Origin of the sequence: Actinomycetospora succinea, assembly GCF_004363095.1 — a bacterium.
In the GTDB taxonomy this organism is placed as follows: domain Bacteria; phylum Actinomycetota; class Actinomycetes; order Mycobacteriales; family Pseudonocardiaceae; genus Actinomycetospora; species Actinomycetospora succinea.
Window position 1 is genome coordinate 850614 of the sequence record NZ_SNYO01000002.1, and the last position, 16975, is coordinate 867588.

The following is a 16975-nucleotide window of genomic DNA, read 5'->3' on the forward strand; positions in this document are numbered from 1 at the left end:
GCCGAGCCGTCGGTACGACGCCTTCGACGAGCGCTGTCGCCGGGCCACCTGAGCATCCCCTCCGGGTGGATGCCTTCTCGTGCGTCCGTCCGCGACCCCCGCTCTGGAGCCCAGCACCGTGACCCTCGCCCCGCCCCGCGTCGTCCACCTCGACCGGATCGACCACGGCCTCGTCACCCCGGCGGGCGGATCCCGCGACCTCGACGCGATGCTCGACCGAGCCCGCGCCGCCGAGGCCGACGGGGTCGCGGTCGTCGTGATCCCGTCCGGCGCGGAGGACGCCCCCGCGCGCCACCACTGGCCCGCGACCGCGCAGGCGCTCGCCGTCCTGCTCGCGACCACCTCCGTGCGCGTGGCCGTCGGCGTCGTGCCCGCGGCGTGGGAGCCCGACGCGATCGCCCGCTTCGCGCGCAGCGCCACGGGTCTGGCCGGCGACCGGCTGATCGTGCAGGTCCGCGGCGCCGGCGCGGAGGCCTTCGCCGGCGCGCTCACCGCGCGCTGGGACGGCCCGGTCGTCGTCGGCGACGGGGACCTCGGCGCCGTCGCCTGACGCCCGCCCACGGCGAGACCCCTGTCACACCCCTGCCCAATAGTTGACGCCTCAACTGACGGTGCTACGCTCTACCTTGAAAGTTGATGCTTCAAGTCCCACGGAGGACGACATGACCGAGACCGCAGCGCCGACCCTCGAGCTCGCGGGCGACTACCAGATCGACCCCGCGCACACGCGCATCGGTTTCACCGCTCGCCACGCCATGGTCACGAAGGTCCGCGGCTCGTTCGGCGAGTTCCGCGGCACCGCCTCGATCGGCGCGGACGCCGCGCTGTCGTCGACCGAGATCATCATCGCCGCCAACAGCCTGAACACCGGTCAGGAGCAGCGCGACGGCCACGTCCAGGGCGACGACTTCCTCGCCGTGAACGTCTACCCGGAGATCACCTTCCGTTCGACCTCGGTCGAGCAGGACGGCGACACCTTCAACATCACCGGCGACCTGACGATCCGCGACGTCACCAAGTCCGTGACCGTCCCGTTCGAGTTCACCGGCCTCGCCAAGGACCCGTTCGGCAACGTCCGCGCCGGCTTCGAGGGCTCCACCTCGATCAACCGCAAGGACTGGGGCATCACCTTCAACGCCGCCCTCGAGACCGGCGGCGTGCTCGTCTCCGAGAAGGTCGGCCTCGAGTTCGACGTCTCGGCCATCAAGCAGGCCTGACGCCCGAGCGCCGCAGCACCGGCTGACGGACCGACAACGGCCCGCGCCCCCACCGGGGACGCGGGCCGTCGTGCGTGCGGGGTCCGGGCGCTACAGCACCACGTCGAGCAGGCCGCCGACCAGCCCGCGCTTCACGTCCTTCTTCTCCGCGCCGTCGTGGTCGCTGCTGTCGTCGTCCGGCTGTCCGGAGCTCTCGGACCCCGTGTCGTCGGAGTCGGAGTCGGTGGCGGAGTCAGCGGCGGAGTCGGGGTCGGCCGAGTCGTCGGCATCCGCCTCGTCGTCCGTGGCGCTCGCGTCGGACTCCGTGTCGGGCGCGGAGCGCTCGGACCGCGGCTCGCTGCGGGCCCCGGAACGGCTCTCCGACCGCACCGCGGACGTCGCCCGCGGCCCCGAGGCCGACGAGCCGCCCCCGCCGGCGCGGCTCTCGGCCGGCGCCGGGGCCACCTCGGCGGGCGCGGGGTCCGCGGGCAGCACGACGAGCGGGGCGCGGGCGGGCGCCGGGTCGAACACGACGGGCTGGCCGATCGTCCCGGCCACCACGGCCGCCGACGCGCCGCCGCCCACGCCCGCGCCGGCGCCGAACGCGCCGCCGAGGAGCACCGCACCGAGGCACGCCGCCAGGACGGTGAGCCGGGAGCGCCGGGGACGGCCCCGGCCGGTGGAGACGCGACGGGAGTCGAGGCGCTTCGCGCGGATGCGGCCCCGGAGCGAGTGGGCCGCGAGGCCGGCGCGCAGGCGCTCGCGCGCGCCGGTGTCCCCGGCGTCGAGCACCAGGGCGCGCACGGCGTCGACGACGACGGGGGACGGCGCGGGGACCACCGGGAGCGGGCCCGTCGCGGCGAGGACGGCGAGCTGCGCCAGCGCGGTGACGTCGTCCTCCGGGGAGGCGTCGGCACGGTCCGGGGCGCCGTCGCCGGTCCAGCGCGGGCCGAGGGCGGGGTCGAGCAGCACGGCGTCGGCCGCCACCGCGCCGTGGGCGACACCGCGGCGGTGCAGGCAGCCCAGCCCGGCGGCGAGACGGGCGACGATCACCGAGGCGTAGGCCGGGTCGTGGGGACGCCGGGCGTCGGCGAGGCTGCCGTCGCGGGCGAGCGGCATGACGACGAACGGGCCCTCGGCGCCGTCGGGGCCGCCGTCGAGCACCTCCATCGCCCGGCCGGGCCCGAGGCGGTCGCGCAGGAGGGCGTCGCGCTCCCACCGCTCCGGGCCGTCGTCACCGGGGAACGACTTGACGACGACGTCGCGCTGCAGCAGGACGTCGCGCGCCCGGTACACCCGGCTCGCGGTCCCCCCGAGGCGCTCGAGGAGCCGGTAGCGATCAGTGGCCACGCGGACTCCTTCGTTCGACCGGCCAGGACGGATCGGGCCTACCACCCGACCCGTGCCTCCACACGGGTCCCACGCGATCAGATCCGTACGCCCATCGACGTACGACGCGCCGAGGGCGTCCCCGGGTCGTCCCCGATGTCCCGCGACCGCGTGATCGCGACGCTGGTCGGCGTGACCACCAAGCACTGGCGCCGGCTCCTGGTGTGGCTGCACGTCGTCAGCTCCACGGCGTGGATGAGCGGGGCGGCCGCGCTGGCGATCCTGCTCGGCCTCTCGCGCACCGACCCGGCCCTCGCCGGCGCCGCGGTCGGCGCCGCGCGCCACCTCGACGTGTTCCTGCTGGCCGTCGCCGCCAACGCCTCGACGACCACCGGGCTCGTGCTCGCGTGGACGACGTCCTGGGGGCTGGTGCACCACTGGTGGCTCGTGGCCAAGGCGGCGATCACGCTCGTGCAGCTCGTCGTCGGGATCGCGATCCTCTCCCCGGTGCTCGACGAGCTCGCCGCGGGCGGCACCCCGGCGCCGGCCTCCCAGGTGGCGGGCGCGGCGGCGATGGCGTCGGCGGTCGCCTTCCAGGCCTGGGTCTCGGTGGCCAAGCCCTGGCCGCGAACGCCGGTGGCCCGCCGCGACCGGGAGCGGGGCCGGTCGAGGCTCCCGCAGGCCGGCGCGCCGCTCGTCGCGGCCGGGGTGCTCGCCCCGGTCGGCGACGTCGCGCTCACCGTCGCGCTCGGCTTCCCGGCGCCGCTGCTGGAGGTGATCACCCTGGCCGTGGTGGGTGTCGCTCGGCGGCGGGCCCTCGATCGGACGGCGGCGCCCACCGCGGGGACGACTGGTCCGAGCGCCGGGGCTCCGGCACCAGCGGCGGGTCGTCGAACGTGACGTCGACGGTCTGGTGGTCCTTCTGCCGCTCGGACTCGGCGTACGACGCGTAGGCGCGGCGGTCGGCGACCGTGGTGTCGCGGTCGTCGGGATACATGCTGAACAGGCTGCGCGGGAGCAGCCGGCGCGCGAGCACGGCGTCGAGCTCGGCGCAGAGCACGAACACCGACGCCGCGAGGTAGATCCAGGCGAGCAGGCCCAGCACGATGCCGAAGAAACCGTAGGCGGCGCTGGCACCCTGCAGCCGCGTGCCGACCAGCCAGGTCCCGATCGTGAGCAGCACCTGCCAGGTCACGCCGGCCACCACGGCCCCGATCCAGCGCTCCTGCACGGGGCTCCGCTTGGCCGGCAGCAGGTGGTAGGCCATGAGGAACAGGCCGATGTTGACCACGACGCCGGCGGCGGTGGCCGTGCCGCGACCGAGGGCGCCGAGGCCGGTGGTCTCGCCGGCCGCGGTGGCCAGGGCCGAGAGGGCGGCGGTGAGCATCATCCCGAGGCCGACGAGCAGCACCACGAGCGCGCCCCGGGCGTAGGCGGCCCAGATGCTCGGGCGCTCGGCGCGCGGCACCGCCCAGACCTCGTCGAGCGCGTGCTGGGCGGCCTGGGTGACGCCGAGGGCGCCGTAGATCGCGACGACGACGCCCACGACCAGCCCGGCGGTGCTGCCGCTGAACTCGTGCACGTTGCCGCGGAGCTGGTCGCCGATCACCGGCACGTTGCGCAGCGCGGACGAGAGCACCGCCTGCTGGGCGACGGGGTCGCCGTGCAGCACGTAGCCGAGCACCGTCACGCCGAGCAGCAGCAGCGGGAACAGCGACAGGAACCCGTAGTAGGTCAGCAGCGCGGCCAGGTAGGCGCCCTGGTCGTCGACGAACTTGTAGACGACCGCGATCGGCAGCGCGAGCCACCGGTGACGGCGCTGGAAGGCGTCGAACCTCCGCGAGATGCCCACCGCGTCACCTCCTGATCCCCGCGGAAACCGGGTACCCCGTCGGGGTGTCCGTCATCGCGGGCCGGGGCCGTGTGGCCCGTGTTCCCGCGGAGCGCGACACTGACGGCCCCACACGCCGAGGACCGGAGGAGCAGCGTGGATTTCGACGTGCTGGTCGAGGTGCCGCAGGGCAGCCGCAACAAGTACGAGATGGATCATGAGTCGGGCCGCCTGCGGCTGGACCGCACGCTGTTCACCGCGACGCGCTACCCCGCCGACTACGGGTACATCGAGAACACCCTCGGCCAGGACGACGACCCGCTCGACGCGCTCGTCCTCGTCCAGCAGCCGACGTTCCCCGGCTGCCTGGTGCGCAGCCGCGCGATCGGGATGTTCCGGATGACCGACGAGGCCGGCGGCGACGACAAGGTGCTCTGCGTGCCGAGCGACGACCCGCGCCTGGAGCACCTGCGCGACATCCACCACCTCGACGAGTACCACCGCATGGAGATCCAGCACTTCTTCGAGGTCTACAAGGCGCTCGAGCCCGACAAGAAGGTCGAGGGCCACGAGTGGGTCGGGCGGGCCGCCGCCGAGAAGGAGGTCCAGGCCTCCCTGGACCGCGCCGAGAAGGCGGGCTATCGGACGTGACCCAGGAAGCGATGCCGTGACCGAGCCCCCGGACCCGCCGCCCACGATCGCGACCATGCGCACGATCGGCATGGTCTGGGCGATCGTGGGCGCCCTGGCGATCGTCGTCGGGGCGATCGCCACGGTGTTCGCCATCGTGATCTTCGGTGTGCTGGCGCTAGCGCTCGGCGGCGTGCTGGTCGGGGTGCAGCAGGTCCGGGCGCGCTCGGCGATCCGGGCGTCGCGGACGCTGACCAACACGCCCGCCCCGCCCGCGGCGCCGCCGTCGGCGGACCCGCCCGGGCCGCCGCCCCGGCCGTCGTCCGCGCCGCCCCGGGCCGCCGATCTCCGGGGGTCGGGCGGCGAGGCGGAGGCGCCCGTGGGCGACCCCGGGAGCAGGTCCGGGTCCGGGTCCGGCGACGACGACGACGACGAGTCCGTCGTCATCGACGCCGAGCCCGAGGACGCCGACAGCGCCGCCGAGCGCCAGCGCTCCTCGCCGTCGATCTCCGACGAGGAGGACGGCACCGGGTCGAGGACCGACGAGGACGACCCGCCGCGCCGGGACGCGTGACCCGCACGACACGCGGGTAGGAGGCTGTCGACGCCGCTGTCGACCACTCTGGAGGCCTCGCGTGCCGACCCCCACCCCCACCGAGAACGACCGCACCCTGCTCACGGTCGTCGCCAGGATGACGGCGCTGCCGGGCAAGGAGCAGGAGCTGCGCGCCGAGCTCGAGCAGCTCGTGGAGCCGACGCTCGCCGAGGACGGCGTCGTCAACTACGACCTGCACGTCGCCGTCGACGACCCGGCCACGTTCGTCTTCTACGAGAACTGGCAGAGCCCCGGACACCTCGAGGCGCACCTGGGCAACAGCCACCTCGTGGAGTTCGCCGGCAAGCTCGACGAGTACCTCGTCGGTGGGTCCGACGGACTGGTCATCACCCAGCTGCAGCGCATCAAGTGACGTGACGTCCCCCGCGACACCCCGCACGGTCGCCTCGGCCATGGCCGAGGCGGCCGTCGCGTGGATCGACACCCTCGACGACGGGCAGCGCGCCGTCGGCGTCTGGGACTGGCCGGGCTCGAAGGCCGCCGACGCCGAGCGGGTGCTCTGGTTCTACACGCCGACCGACCACGGCGGGCTCACCACGCACCAGCAGCGGCCCCACCAGCAGCGCGCGGCGATGCGGCTGCTCTCCACCGGGCTGTCCGAGGCCGGCTACGTCTCCGCGTCGACGATCATGGGCCTGGAGAACGTCCTCGACCGCACCGAGGGTTTCACCACCGGCTTCGCCCGCGACCGCGGCCGCGACCCGGGCATGTACTACCTGCGGGTCTTCGGCGACCCGAGCGGCGACGGCCCCTGGTCGTGGCGCTTCGGCGGGCACCACGTGTCGGTCAACCACCTGGTGATGGACGGCGAGGCGGTGGCGGGCAGCCCCTGCTTCCTCGGCGCCGACCCGATGGTCTCCCCGCTGCTCGGCGGGCGGGAGCTGCGCCCGCTCGGCGGCGTCGAGGACACCGCCCGCGAGCTGCTGCACGCCCTCGACGCCGACCAGCGCACCCGCGCGGTCCTCACCGGGACCGCGCCCGCCGACATCATCGGGGCCAACCGCGTGCAGCCCCGCCCCGGCGACCGGCTGATCCCGCTGCCCGACCTGTGGCGCGGGCACTTCGAGCAGGGTCTCGAGGACCGCCTGTGGTCGATGCACGACGGGCTCGAGGCCCAGCTCGGCGTCACCGAGGCCGACCGCGCCGCGACCGAGCTGACCGCGCAGCCGCGCGGCATCGCGGGCGCCGATCTCGGCGCCGGGCAGAAGTCGATCCTGCGCGCGCTGCTCGACACCTACGTCGGCCGGATGCCGCCGGGGCTCGTCGAGCGCGAGCGGGCGCGGTTCGACGGGGACGCGCTCGACGCCGTGCACTTCGCCTGGGCCGGCGGCCTGCAGCGGGGCGACCCGCACTACTACCGCCTGCAGGGACCCCGCCTGCTCGCGGAGTGGGACCACACCCAGCGCGGCGTCAACCACGCGCACTCGGTCTGGCGCGACCCGGGCCACGACTTCGGCCTCGACCTGCTCGGCGAGCACCTCGTCGAGCACCACCTCGGGTGAGGACCGTCGAGCCGACCGTCGACCTCCCCCAGGGATCGCTGAGGGGCGTCGTGGGCGACGGGGACGTCGTGGCGTTCCGCGGCGTCCGCTACGCCACCGCCGCCCGGTTCGCGCCACCCGGCCCGCCGCCGGCGTGGGACGGGGTGCGCGACGCGGTCGAACCCGGCCCGATCTGCCCACAGCTGCCGGCGCGCGTCGCCGCGGTCACCGGCCCGTCCTCCGACGACCCGGGCTCTGGAAGTGGGGCGGTCCAGGACGAGGACTGCCTGTGCGTGGACGTGCGGGCGCCCGCGGCCGCGCTCACCGACGGCGTCCCGCGCCCGGTGCTCGTGTGGCTGCACGGCGGCGCCTACGTCATCGGGTCAGCGTCGACGTCCTGGTACGACACGTCCCGGCTGGTCGCCGAGGGCGACGTCGTCACGGTCAGCGTCGGCTACCGGCTCGGGGTGCTGGGCTGGCTCGCCGCGCCCGGCGTCTCGGACGGCAACCTCGGCCTGCTCGACGTGCTGGCCGCCCTGCGCTGGGTGCACGAGCACATCGGGGCCTTCGGCGGCGACCCCGCGCAGGTCACCGTCGCCGGGCAGTCCGCGGGCGCGCACGCGATCGCCTGCCTGCTGACCGTGCCCGAGGCCCGCCCGCTGTTCCGGCGGGCGATCCTGCAGAGCGGCCAGCTCGGTCTCGGGCTCTCCTCGCCGCAGCGGGCGGCGCGCGTCGCCGGCTACGTCGCCGAGGGCCTCGACGGCGCCGACCCGGCGACGGCCGCCCCGGACGTCCTGTTGGCGGCCCAGCGCCACGCGATGGTGCGGGCGGCCGGGCCGGGCGGTCTCGACTCGTCGCCGGCGTTCGCCCCGGTCGACGGCGTCGCGCCCCTGTCTCCCGGCGCGACCTGGGCGCAGTCGGCGGCGGCCGGGCACGACCTGCTCGTCGGGTCGACGGCGGACGAGGCCGAGACGTTCATGGTCATCAGCCCCGCCCTGCGGCGGCTCCGCGAGCTCCCGCTGCTCGGCCGGGTGGCCGGTGTCGGCTCGGCGGTGGCGACGCGGCGCGTGTTCGGGGCGCCGGCGCTGCAGCTCGCGGACGAGGCGGCACGCGCGGGCACCCCCACGTTCAGCTACCGCTTCGACTGGCGGGCGCCCGCGTCCGGGCTCGGCGCGTGCCACTGCATCGAGCTGCCCTTCCTGTTCGGCGCCCGCGCGGCGTGGGAGGACGCACCGATGCTGCGCGGCGCCGACTGGGACGACGACGTCGAACCGCTCGGCGCCGTCGTGCGCGCCGCGTGGCTGCGGTTCGTGCGCACCGGGGACCCGTCCACCGACGCGCTGCCGTGGCCCTCGCACACCCCTGGACGCGGGCCGACGACGGTGCTGGACACGGCACTCGCCCGCAACGGGCACACTCGATGGTGAAGGACCGTTCCCCCGAGGAGGAACCGATGCCCCTGATGCGCAGGGTTGCGGCGCTCGGCGCCGCCGTCGCCGCCGCGCGGCGGTACGCGAAGCAGAACCCCGAGAAGGTCAACCGGTACGCCGACCAGGCGGCGCAGTTCGTCAACAGCCGGACCGGCGGGAAGTACCAGAAGCAGGTCGACTCCGCGGTGCGCCAGGTCCGCAAGCAGACCAGCGTCCCCGGCCGGACCGTGCCGTTCCCGGAGCCGCAGTACTACGGGCCGCAGTCGGCGACGCGCTACCCGAGCCAGCGCACCGACCGACCCTGACCACGTGAGTCCCGCGCCGACAGCGGGCACAGACAGGACATGGGACTGAACGACCCGCTGTCGGCACGGCACCACGGAGCCACCCGTTGAGCGGCCCGAACCCGGCCACCGTCCTCGTCACCGGCGCCACCGACGGGCTCGGGCGCGGCCTCGCCGAGGACCTCGCGCGCCGCGGGCTCACCGTCCTCCTGCACGGGCGTGACGACGCGCGCGGCAAGGCGGCCGTCGAGGAGATCCGGGAGGCGACCGGCAACGAGGCTCTCTCCTGGTACCGGGCGGACCTCGCCGAGCTCGCGCAGGTCCGCGACCTCGCCGACCGCGTGGCCGCCGACCACCCCCGCCTCGACGTGCTCGTCAACAACGCGGGCATCGGCGCCGACGTGCCGGGTGGCGGCGCGCGCCAGGAGAGCGCCGACGGCCACGAGCTGCGGTTCGCCGTGAACTTCCTCGCGGGCCACCTGCTCGCCCACCGCCTGCTCGGCCCGCTGAAGGCCGCCGGCGCCGCGAGCGCCCACGGGCCGGCGCGGATCGTCATGGTGTCGTCGGCGGGCCAGGCGGCCCTCGACTTCGACGACCTGATGCTGCGCAAGGACTACTCGGGCTGGCGGGCGTACTGCCAGAGCAAGCTCGCGCAGATCCTCGACGCGTTCGACCTCGCCGACGAGCTCGACCCGGCCGTGGTCACGGCGACCGCCCTGCACCCGGCGACCTACATGCCCACCAAGATCGTGCCGTCGCCGATCAGCACGATCGCCGAGGGCGTGGAGGCGACCGCGCGGCTCGCGGTCGACCCGGAGCTCTCGGGCGTCACCGGGAAGTACTTCAACGGGCTGCGCGAGGCCGAGCCGGAGCCCCAGGCGCTCGACGCGCTCGCCCGGGCACGGCTGCGCGCGATCGCGGACGAGCTGACCCGACCCTGACGGGAGATGTCAGCCATCACCCGTCAGGATGATCGGGTGACGCACCTCGAGAGCCCGTTCACCATCGACGCCTGGGAGCCCGCCGAGGGCGACGCGCTCGCCGAGCCGGAGGGCCGGGGCCCGGCGACCGGCCGCGCCCTGGTCCGCAAGGTGTACTCCGGGCCGCTCGTCGGCACCTCGATCGCCGAGCTGCTGACCACCCAGGGCGAGGGCGGCGCGGCCTACCTCGCGCAGGAGCGGGTGGTCGGCGAGCTCGAAGGCCGCGCCGGGAGCTTCGTCCTGCAGCACGGCGCGTCGGGCGGCGACGGCCAGGAGATGCGCCAGTGGGCGTTCGTCGTGGCCGGGTCCGGCACGGGCGACCTGGCCGGGCTCTCGGGCTCGGGGATCATCGCCCACGAGCTGCTGACCCTCGACTACGAGCTGCCCTGATGGCGTTCAGCACCGACCCCGACGGCACCCACCGCTACCGCGCGACGGCCACCTGGTCGGGCTCCACCGGCGTCGGCTACGACGGGTTCGAGCGAGCGCACCGCATCGAGGCGCCGCCGGCGAGCGCGGCCCTGGAGCTCTCCAACGACCCCACGCTCGGCGGGGACGCGAGCCGCCTCGACCCCGAACAGCTCGTCCTCGCCGCGGCGGCGTCGTGCCAGCTGCTGTCGTTCCTCGCGATCGCCGCCCGCGCCCGCATCGACGTCACCGACTACCGCGACGACGCCGAGGCGACGATGTCGCACGACGACGGCCCGCACCGGATCGCGGCGATCGTGCTCCGCCCGCGGATCACCGTGGCGCCCGGCCCGGGCGTCCCCCGCGTGGAGCGGCTCGTGCACCTCGCCCACCAGGAGTGCTACGTCGCCAACAGCCTCGCCACCCCGGTCGCGGTGGAGCCGACCATCACCTTCTCTACGTGAGCGGAATTCCCGGCTATAGCCGGGAATTCCGCTCACATGGGCCGATCAGCCCAGCAGCTCCGCCAGGCGGGCGCGGTAGCGGGCGACGTTGCCGAGCTTGATGTCCTCGTAGCCCCGGACCATGTCGGGCAGGCCCGCGACCTCGACGGCGCGGTCGAGGTCGTCGAGGTCGAGCAGCGACGGGACCAGCGCCCGGTACTCGGCCACCAGCTCCCGCTCGACGCGGCGCACCTCGGCGACGCCGAACGGGTCGAGGCGGGTGCCGCGCAGGCGGCGCATGGCGCGCAGCGTGCGGTAGCCCGGCCGGAACCAGCGGCCCAGCGTGATCTTGCGCTGCATCCCCACGGCCCGCAGGACCGGCGGGTGCAGCTTCCACGCGTACCGCGCGCCGTCACCGAACTGCGCGCGGACCGAGGCCTCGAGCGCCGGGTCGAGCGACAGGCGCGCGACCTCGTACTCGTCCTTGTAGGCCATCAGCTTGTACAGCCCGGTCGCGATCGCCTCGGCGAGCCGCGGGTCGGCGTCCACCGTGTCCGCGACGACCGCCGCGTACTCCCGCGCGTAGGACGCGTCCTGGTAGGCAACCAGCTCCGGCACCCGGACGCCGACCAGGCGCTCCAGCTCGCTCCCGGCCGGCGCGCCGATCGACGCGACGATCTCGGCGGCCTCGGCCGCGCCGCGCGCCGACAGCCCGGGGACGCCGGTGTCGGGGCCGGTCCCGGTCACGAGCGCGACGACCGTCGCGAACGCCTCGGGGTCGGCGACGGACTGGCGGCCGCGGCGGAAGGCCTGCAGGTTCTTCTCGACCGCGGCGCCGTTGAGGGTGAACGCCTCCTCGACCGCCGTCGCCGGCAGCGGCAGCGCGCCGGCCTGGAACGCGGCGCCGAGCAGGATCGTCAGCGCGAACTGGTCGTCGCCGAACAGGGCGTCGGCCAGCGCGCGGGCGTCGAGGACGACGCCGACGTCGCGGCGGACGCGCTCGGTGATGCGCGCCAGCACGGCGTCGCTGTCGGGGAACGAGACCGTCGGGTCCACGACCATGGCGCCCGTCGGGACCTTCGCCGACGAGATCGCCGCGACCGTGCGCCACGACGCGCACGTCGCGAGGTTCGACGGCTCGGCGGCGACGAGCAGGTCGGCACCGAGGTAGAGGTCGCACTCGCCCTCGGCGGCCCGGCCGGCGGCCTCGGTCGCGTCCCGGCTGATCTTGATGTCGGAGATGACCGCGCCGCCCTTCTGGGCCAGCCCGGTCTGGTCGAGGCCGCGCGTGTGCCGCCCGGCGACGAGCGCGGCGGTAGCGAGCACCTGCGACACCGTGGTCACCCCGGTGCCGCCGATGCCGGCGAGCCGGACCGTGAACTCCCGGTCGTCGACGACCAGCGGCGGCGCCGGCAGCGCGCCGCCGTCCAGCGGCTCGATCCCGCGCGGGGCGGCGCCACCGTTGTCCGACGAGGCGCCGGGCTCGACCGTGAGGAAGGCCGGGCAGTCGCCGTCGAGGCAGGAGTAGTCCTTGTTGCAGGACGCCTGGTGGATGCGGGTCTTGCGGCCGAACTCGGTGTCGACCGGGGTCACCGACAGGCAGTTCGAGGTCTGCCCGCAGTCGCCGCAGCCCTCGCAGACCCGCTCGTTGATCATCACGCGGGTGCTCGGGTCGGGCAGCAGGCCGCGCTTGCGCTTGCGGCGCTTCTGGGCGGCGCACTCCTGGTCGTGGATGAGCACGGTGACGCCGGGGGTGTCGGCGAGGACGCGCTGGGCCTCCTCGTAGCGCGAGCGGTCCCAGACCTGCACGCCCTTGGCCAACCGCACGCCCCTGTACCGCGAGCGGTCCTCGGTGGTGACGATGATCCGCGTGACGCCCTCGGCGGCCAGCGAGCGCGTGAGCGCCGGCATCGGCAGGGCGCCGACGGCGTCCTGCCCGCCGGTCATCGCGGCGGCGCCGTTGTGCAGCAGCCGGAACGTCAGGTGCGCGCCCGCGGCGACGGCCGCGCGCACCGCGAGCGAGCCGGAGTGGTGGAAGGTGCCGTCGCCCATGTTCTGGACGAAGTGGTCCGCCTCGACGAACGGCGCCATGCCGAGCCAGTGCGCGCCCTCGCCGCCCATCTGCGACAGGCCGGTGACCTCGCCGACCTGCTCCTCGGGCATGAGCAGCACCATCGTGTGGCAGCCGATGCCGGCGCCGACGAGCGAGCCGTCGGGGATCGCGGTGGTCGAGGTGTTGTGCGGGCAGCCCGAGCAGTAGAACGGGGTGCGCTTGGCGCCGTCGATCGGCGTCAGCGACAGGTCGATGCGGCTGCGGCGCGCCTTCTCGTCGCGCCAGGCGCGCACGCTCGGCACGTCGTCGTGAGCGAGGAGGCGCTCCCCGAGACGGCGGGCGACGACGTCGGGGTCGAGGTCGCCGGCCTCGGGGAACATCGGCGCGCCGGTGGGTCCGCGCTTGCCGAACACCCGCGGGGCGTCCGCGCACCCGTAGAGCAGCTCCTTGATCTGGGTCTCGAGGAAGGCCCGCTTCTCCTCGACGACGACGATCTCGTCGAGGCCCTCGGCGAACTCCTCGACGATCCCGGGCTCCAGCGGCCAGGGCATACCGACGCGCAGCAGGCGCACGCCGTGGCGCTCGAGGGCGCGCTCGTCGAGGCCGAGCGTGGCGAGGGCCTGGCGCAGGTCGAGCCAGCTCTTGCCGGCGGCGACGACGCCGAGCCGCGCGGGGCCGTCGCCGACGATCCGGTTGAGCCGGTTCGCGGCGGCGTAGCGCTGCGCGAGCACGAGGCGGGCGCGGTAGAGGTCGCGCTCGATGGGGCCGAGCGCGGGCTGGAGCAGGGTGGCCGACGGGGTGTGCACGTACGGCCGGCCGTCGATCGTCGTGTCCGGCACGACCGGGTGCAGGCGGTCGGGGTCGACGTCGACGGTGCCCGAGCCGTCGGCAACGGCGGTGACCATCTTCAGCGCGGTCCACAGCCCGCTCACCCGCGAGAGCGCGACGGCGTGGCGGCCGAGGTCGAGGACGTCCTGCGGGTCCGCCGGGTAGAGCACCGGGACCGCCATGTCGGCGAGCGAGGCCTCGGAGGCGCAGGGCACGCTCGAGGACTTCGCCGCCGGGTCGTCGCCGACGAACGCCACCGCTCCGCCGCGGGGGTGGGTGCCGGTGAGGTTCGCGTGGCGCAGGGCGTCGGTCGCGCGGTCGAGGCCGGGCGCCTTGCCGTACCAGTAGCCGACGACCCCGTCTCGCGTCAGACCGCCGGTGGCCGCCGCGAGCTGGGTGCCCTCGACCGCGGTGAGCGCGAGCTCCTCGTTGAGCCCGGCCGCGAAGACGACGTCGTGCTCGGTGAGCAGGTCGCGGTGGCGGGCGAGCTCGAGGTCGTAGCCGGCGAGCGGGGAGCCCTCGTAACCCGAGACGTAGCCGCCGGTGCGCAGGCCGGCGGCGAGGTCGGCGCGGTGCTGGTCGAGGGGGAGGCGGACCAGCGCCTGCACACCGGTCAGGTGGATGCGGCCACGCGTCATCGCGTAGCGGTCGCGCAGCGACACCGGGCGGCGCGGCTCCTGGCCGCCGGAGTCACCGGACGGCGGGACGTCGAAGGCGGGCGGGCGGACGTCGACGGTCATGACGGACCTCCTGGGTGGTCCGGCGCGCGGGGCGCGGGTGGGTCCTCGTGGGCCGGGCCACACGTCGTGGCGGTGACGCCGAAGGTAGGGAGTTACTCGCCAGTGGTCTATCGTCGTGTTCGTTGACTGGTCCATTGGTCCAGTCCTCGTGCCCTTCGACTGATCCGCTTCGGCCAATGGACGAGCCATGGACCTCGACGATCTCGACCGCGCCCTCCTGCTCGCCCTGCTCGAGCGCCCCCGGGTCGGGCTGCGCGAGCACGCCCGGGCGCTGGGGATCGCGCGCGGCACCGCGCAGGCCCGGTTCCTGCGGCTCCAGGAGCGCGGGGTGATCGTCGGCTTCGAGCCGCAGGTCGACCCCGAGGCGCTGGGCTACGACGTGCACGCCTTCGTCACCCTGCACATCACGCAGGGCCGGCTCGACGCCGTGGCCGAGCACCTCGCGACGATCCCGGAGGTCGTGGAGGCCCACAGCATCACCGGCGACGGCGACCTCTGGGCCCGGGTGGTCGCGCGGACCAACGCCCATCTGGAGCACGTGGTCCAGGGCATCATCGGCACCCCGGGCGTGGAGCGCACCCGCACGGAGATCGCGCTGACCGAGCGCGTGGCCCACCGTGTCCTGCCGCTCGTGCGCGCGCTGCCGCGCGGCCGCCGGGGGACGTAGGTGGTCTACTCGCCGACGTGATCGGTGAGCTGGCGCTCGACAGCGCCGCGCAGCGGGTCGGCGACGGGGTCCACGAGATCGTCCTGTCCGACCGCTGGGGTCTGCTCGACGGCCGGCTCAACGGCGGCTACCAGCTCAGCGTGGCGCTGCGCGCGCTCGCGGCGGAGATCCCGCTGCCCGACCCGGTCGTCGCCTCGGCGTCCTACCTACGCCCGGCGTGGCCCGGACCGGCCCGGGTGCTCACCGAGGTGGTGCGCGCCGGGCGTCGCCTGGCCACCGGCACCGCGCGGCTCGTGCAGGCGGGTCCGGACGGGGACGAGCGCGAGGTGCTGCGGCTCGAGGCGACGTTCGCGGACCTCGCCGCCTCGCCCGCCGACCCCGTCGACCGGACCGCGCCACCCGACCTGCCGCCGCCCGAGGAGTGCCGGACGTTCGGCGGGACGGAGGCGCCTCCGGACGGGGCGACGGTCGGGCAGCGGATCCGCTACGGCGTGCGGGAGCTGCCCGGCTGGGTGCGCGGGGAGCCGTCGGGGGATCCCGTCGCCGAGTTCCGCTTCGCCTTCGCCGACGGGTCGGACGCGACGCTGCTCGACCTGGCGTTCGTCGTCGACGGCGCGGCGCCGGTGGTGCTCGAGCTGGGCCGCGGCTCGAGCACCGCCCAGCTCACCGTGCACCTGCGCGAGCACCCGGCGCCCGGCCCGCTGGTCTGCCGGACGGTGACCAACCACCTCGCCCACGGCCTGCACGACGAGGACGTCGAGGTCTGGGACTCGCGCGGCGTCCTCGTCGCCCAGTCGCGGCAGCTGGCGCTGCTGCTGTGAGGTGCGCTCCGCGCAGGTGAGCAGTATGGACGGCTATAGCCGTCCATACTGCTCACCTGGCCGCAGGCCACCTACGTCCAGTACAGGACGCGGGCCGCGGGGAGGTGCTCGGCGAGCTCGTCCGTCACGTGCGCCCGCAGGTCGGCCATGACGTCGTCGGGGTAGACGTGCTTCACCGCGCCGAACTTGCCGCGCTTGGTCTTCCGCTGCTCCGGGTCCATCTCGAGGCGGGTGCGCGGGTACCAGGTGTCGAGGGTCTCCTTGCTGCCCGGCGTGAAGCGGTGGGTGATGCACTCGGCGGTGAGGTCGAGGTCCTCGACACCGTCGAGCGCCGCGGCGACCCGGGCGACGAGGTCGCTGTACGCCGTCCGCCAGTCGCCGACGGGCATGATCGGCGCGATCGTCATCCCCACCGGCCAGCCGGCGCGCGCCATCGTCGCCAGCGCCGCGATCCGGGCGCCGACGGGGTCGGTGCCGCCCTCGAACCGGCCGACCACCGACTCGGGACCGAGCGAGAACCGCAGTCGCGTGCGCCCGGCGTGGGGCAGGTCGAGCAGGCCGGCGACGTCGGCGAACTTCGTCGTCGCGCGGAGCTGCACCCGGCCGCCGAAGTCGTGGGTGCCGACGTGGCGGATCGCGGCGGACAGGCTGCCGGTGACGTGCTCGATGCCCAGCGGGTCGGTGTAGCAGGACGCCTCGAACGTCGTGCCCTCGTCGGCGCGCGCGGCGTTGGTCGACGTGATCGTCCCGTGCCCGACGTAGGCGTCCAGGCCGGCGAGGATCTCCTCGAGGTCACCGAACACGCGCGTCACGGGCGGGCCGGTGAGCGAGCCCGCGAGGTAGCAGTACTGGCAGTGCGCCGGGCAGCCGCGGGCGAGGTCGACGCGCCAGTCGGCGCTCGGCGGGATCGGGTCGAGCCTGCGGGCCGACGCCGGGCTCGTGACGACCGCGAGGGTCGCCTTCGCGCGGGCGTAGGTCTCGCGCTCGCTCCCGCCGCGCAGGCCGGTGATGCGGTCCCCGCGCAGCAGCTCGACGTCGTCGACGCCGGCCGCCTCGCAGCGGCGCAGGATCTCGGCGGTGTGGGGGTGCTCCTGGGCGGAGCGGGTGACGAGGACGTGCGCAGGGGTCCAGAGACGGGTGCGCGGCGCGGCCGCGAGGGGTGTCGTCATCGCACCCGGATCAACACCGCGCACGTTCGGCGACTTCCGCCCGGACGGGGTGATTCGGGCGATGGAGAG

The 16975-nt window shown here is 75.0% G+C and carries 17 protein-coding genes and 1 pseudogene; 14 read left to right on the plus strand and 4 right to left on the minus strand.

Annotation, left to right across the window (positions count from 1 at the left end; all coding sequences use genetic code 11):
- Window positions 1-118: 118 nt before the first annotated feature.
- Both EV188_RS10505 and EV188_RS10510 read left to right on the plus strand, forming a co-directional pair.
- Window positions 119-550, plus strand: a complete 432-nt coding sequence (locus EV188_RS10505) for a hypothetical protein (RefSeq protein ID WP_133826147.1) — start codon at window positions 119-121, stop codon at window positions 548-550.
- A gap of 112 nt (window positions 551-662) precedes the next feature.
- The gene (locus EV188_RS10510; protein WP_133826148.1) at window positions 663-1217 is read left to right on the plus strand and encodes a YceI family protein; all 555 of its coding nucleotides are present in this window, start codon (window positions 663-665) and stop codon (window positions 1215-1217) included.
- A 90-nt stretch (window positions 1218-1307) separates the two neighbouring features.
- On the opposite strand, the gene EV188_RS31500 is transcribed toward EV188_RS10510, so the two are convergent.
- A complete protein-coding gene (locus EV188_RS31500) occupies window positions 1308-2546 on the minus strand; it encodes a protein kinase family protein (protein ID WP_166659810.1) in 1239 nt (412 codons plus the stop codon).
- A gap of 135 nt (window positions 2547-2681) precedes the next feature.
- On the opposite strand from EV188_RS31500, the gene EV188_RS32520 reads away from it, so the two are divergent.
- Entirely contained in the window at window positions 2682-3425 is a 744-nt protein-coding gene (locus tag EV188_RS32520; RefSeq protein ID WP_243741590.1) for a hypothetical protein, read from the plus strand.
- Window positions 3426-3558: 133 nt separating this feature from the next.
- Here EV188_RS32520 and EV188_RS10525 read toward each other — a convergent pair.
- Window positions 3559-4377, minus strand: a pseudogene (locus EV188_RS10525) (YihY/virulence factor BrkB family protein); the annotation flags it as partial.
- 135 nt (window positions 4378-4512) lie between these two features.
- On the opposite strand from EV188_RS10525, the gene EV188_RS10530 reads away from it, so the two are divergent.
- The 9 genes from EV188_RS10530 (at window position 4513) to EV188_RS10570 (ending at window position 10649) form a co-directional block, all read left to right on the plus strand.
- Window positions 4513-5007 (plus strand): inorganic diphosphatase, encoded by a 495-nt coding sequence (locus EV188_RS10530; RefSeq protein ID WP_133826150.1) that lies wholly within the window; start codon window positions 4513-4515, stop codon window positions 5005-5007.
- Window positions 5008-5023: 16 nt separating this feature from the next.
- The gene (locus EV188_RS10535; protein WP_133826151.1) at window positions 5024-5560 is read left to right on the plus strand and encodes a hypothetical protein; all 537 of its coding nucleotides are present in this window, start codon (window positions 5024-5026) and stop codon (window positions 5558-5560) included.
- Window positions 5561-5621: 61 nt separating this feature from the next.
- The gene (locus EV188_RS10540; protein ID WP_243741591.1) at window positions 5622-5954 is read left to right on the plus strand and encodes a putative quinol monooxygenase; all 333 of its coding nucleotides are present in this window, start codon (window positions 5622-5624) and stop codon (window positions 5952-5954) included.
- 40 nt (window positions 5955-5994) lie between these two features.
- Complete coding sequence (locus EV188_RS10545; RefSeq protein ID WP_133826152.1) at window positions 5995-7104, plus strand: DUF3500 domain-containing protein; 1110 nt, start codon at window positions 5995-5997, stop codon at window positions 7102-7104.
- Window positions 7101-8510: a carboxylesterase/lipase family protein gene (locus tag EV188_RS10550; protein ID WP_133826153.1), complete on the plus strand. Its 1410-nt coding sequence runs from the start codon at window positions 7101-7103 to the stop codon at window positions 8508-8510. Before EV188_RS10545 ends, EV188_RS10550 begins: the two co-directional genes overlap by 4 nt.
- Window positions 8511-8536: 26 nt before the next feature.
- Complete coding sequence (locus EV188_RS10555) at window positions 8537-8818, plus strand: antitoxin (protein WP_133826154.1); 282 nt, start codon at window positions 8537-8539, stop codon at window positions 8816-8818.
- An 86-nt stretch (window positions 8819-8904) separates the two neighbouring features.
- Window positions 8905-9738, plus strand: a complete 834-nt coding sequence (locus EV188_RS10560) for an SDR family NAD(P)-dependent oxidoreductase (protein ID WP_133826155.1) — start codon at window positions 8905-8907, stop codon at window positions 9736-9738.
- Between the two features lie 36 nt (window positions 9739-9774).
- Window positions 9775-10167: a DUF3224 domain-containing protein gene (locus EV188_RS10565; protein ID WP_166659811.1), complete on the plus strand. Its 393-nt coding sequence runs from the start codon at window positions 9775-9777 to the stop codon at window positions 10165-10167.
- Window positions 10167-10649, plus strand: a complete 483-nt coding sequence (locus tag EV188_RS10570) for an OsmC family protein (protein ID WP_133826157.1) — start codon at window positions 10167-10169, stop codon at window positions 10647-10649. The genes EV188_RS10565 and EV188_RS10570 overlap by 1 nt, the downstream gene beginning before the upstream one ends.
- Before the next feature lie 45 nt (window positions 10650-10694).
- Here the strand turns inward: EV188_RS10570 and EV188_RS10575 are convergent, their stop codons facing one another.
- Window positions 10695-14249 carry an indolepyruvate ferredoxin oxidoreductase family protein gene (locus tag EV188_RS10575; RefSeq protein ID WP_133826158.1) on the minus strand — a complete coding sequence of 1185 codons (3555 nt, stop codon included), beginning with the start codon at window positions 14247-14249 and terminating at the stop codon, window positions 10695-10697.
- A 187-nt stretch (window positions 14250-14436) separates the two neighbouring features.
- Between EV188_RS10575 and EV188_RS10580 the strand changes: the two genes are divergently transcribed.
- Together EV188_RS10580 and EV188_RS10585 are read left to right on the plus strand one after the other, a co-directional pair.
- The gene (locus tag EV188_RS10580; RefSeq protein WP_133826159.1) at window positions 14437-14916 is read left to right on the plus strand and encodes an Lrp/AsnC family transcriptional regulator; all 480 of its coding nucleotides are present in this window, start codon (window positions 14437-14439) and stop codon (window positions 14914-14916) included.
- Between the two features lie 17 nt (window positions 14917-14933).
- Window positions 14934-15737, plus strand: coding sequence for a thioesterase family protein (locus tag EV188_RS10585; protein WP_133826160.1), 804 nt, complete (start codon window positions 14934-14936; stop codon window positions 15735-15737).
- A gap of 71 nt (window positions 15738-15808) precedes the next feature.
- On the opposite strand, the gene EV188_RS10590 is transcribed toward EV188_RS10585, so the two are convergent.
- Window positions 15809-16906 (minus strand): SPL family radical SAM protein, encoded by a 1098-nt coding sequence (locus EV188_RS10590; protein WP_133826161.1) that lies wholly within the window; start codon window positions 16904-16906, stop codon window positions 15809-15811.
- Window positions 16907-16975: the final 69 nt, after the last annotated feature.

What these genes read in the sequence shown, in the direction of transcription:
- EV188_RS32520 (WP_243741590.1), top strand. Translation starts at nt 2,682, where the DNA reads ATGTCCCGCGACCGCGTGATCGCGACGCTGGTCGGCGTGACCACCAAG.
- EV188_RS10570 (WP_133826157.1), top strand. Translation starts at nt 10,167, where the DNA reads ATGGCGTTCAGCACCGACCCCGACGGCACCCACCGCTACCGCGCGACG.
- EV188_RS10510 (WP_133826148.1), top strand. Translation starts at nt 663, where the DNA reads ATGACCGAGACCGCAGCGCCGACCCTCGAGCTCGCGGGCGACTACCAG.
- EV188_RS10555 (WP_133826154.1), top strand. Translation starts at nt 8,537, where the DNA reads ATGCCCCTGATGCGCAGGGTTGCGGCGCTCGGCGCCGCCGTCGCCGCC.
- EV188_RS10580 (WP_133826159.1), top strand. Translation starts at nt 14,437, where the DNA reads ATGGACCTCGACGATCTCGACCGCGCCCTCCTGCTCGCCCTGCTCGAG.
- EV188_RS10590 (WP_133826161.1), bottom strand. Translation starts at nt 16,906, where the DNA reads ATGACGACACCCCTCGCGGCCGCGCCGCGCACCCGTCTCTGGACCCCT.
- EV188_RS10575 (WP_133826158.1), bottom strand. Translation starts at nt 14,249, where the DNA reads ATGACCGTCGACGTCCGCCCGCCCGCCTTCGACGTCCCGCCGTCCGGT.
- EV188_RS10545 (WP_133826152.1), top strand. Translation starts at nt 5,995, where the DNA reads ATGGCCGAGGCGGCCGTCGCGTGGATCGACACCCTCGACGACGGGCAG.